The sequence below is a fragment of the Cognatiyoonia sp. genome (genome assembly GCF_965661665.1).
Taxonomy (GTDB): Bacteria; Pseudomonadota; Alphaproteobacteria; order Rhodobacterales; family Rhodobacteraceae; genus Cognatiyoonia.
The window spans coordinates 1-5,197 of sequence record NZ_CBFIEO010000032.1 but is presented as its reverse complement, the minus strand read 5'-3'; the positions used below and the strand labels follow the sequence as shown (position 1 = coordinate 5,197).

General features: G+C 54.5%; 6 protein-coding genes and 1 pseudogene. 4 read left to right on the top strand and 3 right to left on the bottom strand.

Features of this window, described 5'->3' with window-relative positions; all coding sequences use genetic code 11:
• The 3 genes from ACTF5F_RS13625 to ACTF5F_RS13615 form a co-directional block, all read left to right on the top strand.
• Positions 1-675 (top strand): carbohydrate ABC transporter permease (locus ACTF5F_RS13625; RefSeq protein WP_438957412.1); only part of this gene is annotated, 675 nt, incomplete at its 5' end.
• Positions 676-679: 4 nt separating this feature from the next.
• Positions 680-1,936, top strand: coding sequence for an MGH1-like glycoside hydrolase domain-containing protein (locus ACTF5F_RS13620; protein WP_438957411.1), 1,257 nt, complete (start codon positions 680-682; stop codon positions 1,934-1,936).
• Positions 1,936-2,952, top strand: coding sequence for an ABC transporter ATP-binding protein (locus ACTF5F_RS13615; protein ID WP_438957410.1), 1,017 nt, complete (start codon positions 1,936-1,938; stop codon positions 2,950-2,952). Before ACTF5F_RS13620 ends, ACTF5F_RS13615 begins: the two co-directional genes overlap by 1 nt.
• A gap of 18 nt (positions 2,953-2,970) precedes the next feature.
• On the opposite strand, the pseudogene ACTF5F_RS13610 reads toward ACTF5F_RS13615, so the two are convergent.
• Together ACTF5F_RS13610 and ACTF5F_RS13605 are read right to left on the bottom strand one after the other, a co-directional pair.
• Positions 2,971-3,132: pseudogene (locus tag ACTF5F_RS13610) on the bottom strand (IS3 family transposase); the annotation flags it as partial.
• 237 nt (positions 3,133-3,369) lie between these two features.
• Positions 3,370-3,768, bottom strand: coding sequence for a hypothetical protein (locus ACTF5F_RS13605; RefSeq protein WP_438957409.1), 399 nt, complete (start codon positions 3,766-3,768; stop codon positions 3,370-3,372).
• Positions 3,769-4,106: 338 nt separating this feature from the next.
• Here ACTF5F_RS13605 and ACTF5F_RS13600 point away from each other — a divergent pair, with 338 nt between their 5' ends.
• The gene (locus tag ACTF5F_RS13600; protein ID WP_438957408.1) at positions 4,107-4,703 is read left to right on the top strand and encodes a tetratricopeptide repeat protein; all 597 of its coding nucleotides are present in this window, start codon (positions 4,107-4,109) and stop codon (positions 4,701-4,703) included.
• 238 nt (positions 4,704-4,941) lie between these two features.
• On the opposite strand, the gene ACTF5F_RS13595 is transcribed toward ACTF5F_RS13600, so the two are convergent.
• A partial coding sequence (locus tag ACTF5F_RS13595; protein WP_438957407.1) for a hypothetical protein occupies positions 4,942-5,197 on the bottom strand: 256 nt, incomplete at its 5' end.

Genomic DNA, 5,197 nt, shown 5'->3' with positions numbered 1-5,197 from the left:
GAGTTGTTTCGCAGCTATGACGAGTTGTTCACCCAGTTCAACTTCGGCACGTATCTTTTTAATTCGTTCTTCATCTCGGTGCTGACCGTCTTTATCACTCTGGCCTTTGCGATCCCGGGTGCTTACGCTGTCGCGAGGCTGCGGTTCAAAGGGCGGGCGACGTTCTCACGCTCGATCTTGCTGATCTACATGGTACCAATGATCGTGCTGGCGCTGCCCATCTATATCGCCTTTTCGATGACCGGTTTGCGCAACTCCTTTTGGGGTATCGTGATGATCTATCCAGTCACCACCATCCCCGTCGCGCTTTACATGTTGCAAGGATACTTCCGCGGCCTTCCGGCGGAGGTGGAAGAGGCAGGGTTGATGGACGGGCTGTCACGCCTTGCCGTCATCTGGAAGATTACCCTGCCTCTTTCTTTGCCCGCGTTGGCGTCGGTGTCGCTCTACGTCTTCATGATCGCATGGAACGAATTCCTGCTGGCGTTCATGCTGCTAGACGATCCATCGAAATTCACCCTCACGCGGGGGATTGCCTCGCTCAATTCCTCCGAAATACCCAGACAACACCTGATGGCCGGATCGGTCGTGGCGACCATTCCGATCATGGTGCTCTTTCTGGGGCTGGAGCGCTTTATGACGAAAGGGCTGACCGCTGGATCGGTCAAAGGATGAAGATATGATAAACTTGCATGAACAAGCCCGCCAGATCCTGCGCGATAACGACAAAGGTGGCTATACCCTGCCGACCCATGGCCTTTATCCCTACCAATGGAATTGGGACAGCGCTTTTGCCGCGTGGGGGTTCACGACTTTCGACCCTGATCGCGGCTGGACCGAGCTTGAGACCCTTATGTTAGGTCAATGGGAGGATGGCATGATCCCCCACATCATCTTCCATCAGCCAGACCCGGGGTATTTCCCCGGTCCCGACGTTTGGCAGGGGCGTGGCCCGATCCCATCCTCTGGGATTTCCCAGCCTCCGGTTGCCGCCAGCTTCATGGCCAAAATGTTGACCATGCATCCCGCTGGCGAGGCTCGCGCCCGCGCCATTTGGCCCAAACTGAAAGAATGGCACCGCTGGTTCATGGACTGGCGGCTAGATCAGGGGGCCGTCTGCGTCACACACCCTTGGGAGGCAGGCCGCGACAACGCACCGGACTGGGATGTAAACATGGCCGCGATCAATGCTGACGATGTGGGCGAATACACTCGCCGCGACACCTCGCATGTCGATCCGGCGATGCGGCCGACCAAGTACGACTACGACCGCTACATCAAACTGGTGCAAATTGGCGTCTCGGTGAATTGGGACCAGGAGAAGTTGCTGGCCATCAACCCGTTCCGCGTGGCCGATCCGACCATGACGTTCACCTTGCTACGGGCGAACCGCGATTTGTTAGCCATGGGCCGCCGCTTTGGCGAGGACGTCTCGGATATTGAAGATTGGATCAAGACGCTTGAGGGTGGCGCCGAAACACTCTGGAACGATGCCATCGGCGGCTATGACAGCCGCAACGCGCACACGGGGCGGTTCAACGGCATATTGTCGAACGCCTCTGCGCTATGTTGGTACGCTGGGATCAACGACGCCCGCGCCTTGCCCGCGATCGAAGCCATGTTAGAGGCTGCGACCTACGGCCTTGCCAGCTACGATCCTGCCGCCGACGGGTTCGAACCCGTGCGATATTGGCGGGGGCCAAGCTGGCCGATCATGAACTACCTTGTAGGGTCTGGCATGGCAGAACAGGGCATTGATGCAGCCGCTGACCGCATCCGGGCCGACACTGCCCGTCTGATGCAGGAAAACGGCTTTGCCGAATACTACAACCCCCACACCGGCGCACCGGCGGGCGGGGGGACCTTTACCTGGACAGCCGCCGTTTGGCTTGGCTGGGCCGGTGACCAACCCGAAAAACGGCAAGGGGCAGCCTGATGTCAACCATCACACTCAAAGCGGTCGAAAAATGGTTCGGCGAAGTCCAAGTCATCAAGGGCGTTGATCTCGACATCGAAGAGGGGGAGTTCGTGATCTTCGTCGGTCCGTCTGGCTGCGGAAAATCCACTCTCCTGCGCATGATCGCGGGGCTTGAAGAAACCTCACGCGGGCAAATCTTGGTCGGTGACCGTGATGCCACCGCTGAACCGCCCAGCAAGCGTGGGCTGGCGATGGTGTTCCAATCCTATGCGCTCTATCCGCACATGACTGTACGCGACAATGTGGGTTTCCCTCTGAAATCTGCGGGCCTTCCCAAGGCCGAGATCGAGGCCAAAGTGGATGAGGCAGTACGCGTTCTGAAGCTGGATGAATACATGGACCGCCGCCCCAAAGACCTGAGCGGGGGCCAGCGTCAGCGTGTGGCAATTGGCCGTTCGATTGTCCGTGACCCGACAGCTTTCCTGTTCGACGAACCCCTTTCCAACCTTGACGCTGCGTTGCGGGTCGAGATGCGCTACGAGATCGCCAAGCTGCACCAAACGCTGAAGTCCACAATGATCTACGTGACCCACGATCAAGTGGAGGCCATGACGTTGGCCGACCGGATCGTTGTGCTTGAGTTCGGCAAGATCGCACAGGTGGGCACCCCGCGGGAACTCTATGAACGACCTACAAACCTGTTCGTGGCGCAGTTTATTGGCTCTCCACGCATGAATGTTATGCCTGCCTCGGCTGGCGGAGCTGTCGCCTTGCCGGACGGAACGGCCTCCTTTGGCATCCGGCCCGAGCATATCCAACTGGTCGAGGCCGGGTCTGGCCAGATCCAAGGCACCGTTGATGTGCTTGAATATCTTGGTGCGGATACCTTCGTGATCCTGTCTTGTGGCGATGCAGGACAAGTCACCGTGCGCGTCAACGGTCGTGCAGCGCAGAAGCCTGGGGACGCGGTTGGTCTGTCATTTGATCTGGCCGACATGCATGCTTTTGGCGCTGATGGTCTCGCCATCCGCTAGGTTGTGGCGAGCGTGTGATTATGCGGCGCGCTTTCTGAGACGCAAGCGTCGCGTTTCGAAGGTCTTCTGTTTGATCCCTTCTCGTTGCTTCAGAATGGCTTTGTCCCGTCCGAAGTAGACGTCGGTAGGTGTGACGTTGTGCAGGCTCTCGTGATAGCGATGGTGATTGTAGTGATCGACCACTTGGTGACTCAGTGTATAGACGTCATCTATTGGGTCTAATCCTGCTTCAACTGTCAGTATGTTTGGATGAAGTGATGAGTAGTCCAGTTCATCAGTTGGTTCGTTATTGATCCTGATGTGTCTTCTGTACGGTGTTTCATCCGTATCCTTGTCTCCAACACGTTGCCAGAAACCACCAGTGAACCTGCCATAGGGTGCCTAGATCGGCATCGACATTGCACTCAGCGGGACGTCTCAGAGGCTAGGCCAGACAATCTTTTCTTGAGTTATGTAGGCGACATCGCATGATACTGAGAAAGCTGCGCCATCACGCCACTTGATAGGCTTTTCAGCTTCTTCCACCATCTGAGCAATTGTCATTAGGTTTGCTTTCCACAAACCGATTACAGCGATTTGCATATCTGCGACCGCTGACGCCCATTCGTCCAGCTTTTTTGGGTCTTCTGCTAATTGGCGGTCGAGATCGGGAACACGAAGCATGAGGCCTGTTCGATAGGCAACCTCCGCTTTCAATGCTTTAGCATAGCACGCAGCCAAGTCTTCGGCATTTTTGACCTTACCGGTGTACCTATCTCCGTTGCATGCCGCCAAACCAACGACCAGCCCAAGCGCCATGATAGATGCAATCTTCATCTGTCTATGTCCCTTTGATCTTAACCAAAAGAGACCATGCATTAGGTGACACGTCCAGCTTTTTTCTGAGCAAAACAAAACGTGTATTTCCCTGTACTGGGAGGGGAGACGGACCCCGCTTATCGTGTAAATTACAATAACTGCCTTCTTACTGCTCAGTACAACAGAATTTCTGAAAGGCTGATGTTTCAGAACGACCATAGACCTTGGCCTGAGCAACTACGTTAAGGGCTTAGGCCTTCATGGCGGTAGCGTTCCTGCGATCACTTGATGTTTCCGCACTGTTTCGTCATCGTTTTGATACGTTTTCTACCGACATCTGATCAGAGGCTTCAGGTATGACACGCATCACATTTGCCCTAGCCGCCGTACTCTCGTTGGCTTTCACACCATTGGCTGCACAGGACTCCCAGAAGGGTTGGGATGCTTACCGTGCTGGTGACTATGCTACGGCCCTTCAAGAGTGGACGCCCTTAGCTGAGGCTGGGAATGCTTATGCGCAATTCAGTCTTGGTGTCATGTACAGAAATGGCCGAGGAGTCCTTCAAGACGATGCAGAGGCTGGCAGGTGGTATCGATTAGCTGCTGACCAAGGGTATGCACCTGCGCAATTCAATCTTGGAAACATGTACCGCACTGGCCAAGGAGTCCTTCAAGACTACGCAGAAGCTGTCAGGTTGTGGCGATTAGCTGCTGATCAGGGGATTGCAGATGCGCAAACCAATCTTGGTGTTATGTACAGCAATGGCCATGGTGTAATTCAAGACAACGTTATGGCCCATATGTGGTATAACATTGGTGCAGCAAATGGTAATGAACTTGGCGGTACTTTCAGGGATCGCATTGCAGAGGGCATGACCCAGCAAGCTATTGAACAAGCCCAAGCTATGGCTCGTGAGTGTCTGGGCAGCGGCTATAAGAACTGTGGCTACTAAGTTCCTGAGAATACCATGACAGCTAACAAGGTCTTTATCGCAGTCATAGCCTTGGCCTTACTTGCCAAGGTATACGTCATACTGACGTCTTAGAATGATCAGGGCATGGGATAAAACCAGTTACCTTTGAAGTTCACCTTTGGGCCATCAAGATTAACGAGCCATGCGCCGTGCCTGAAGCCAATACTATCCCAGCAAACGTGGTAAGTCAGATTGCGGTATCTGCCGTCGGAACTGTTTAATAGTCAGGCCAATCTACTTCTTCACCTGTTAGGTAAGCTAGTTCGCAGGCAGAATAGTAGGCTGTAGCAGAAGGATTACGGAGCGCCCGTCTAGCTCGCTCCTCTTGCCCTGTAGGGTTTGCCGTCAGACCTCTAATGGCGAATGCTGCAGCATTTAGGAAATGCTCATCACCATAAGCCAGTATGGTGTCTTCAAGGCCTTCAGGTAGCGAACCTTCTCTCTTTAGATAATCTATTCTGGCAAGATCAGCA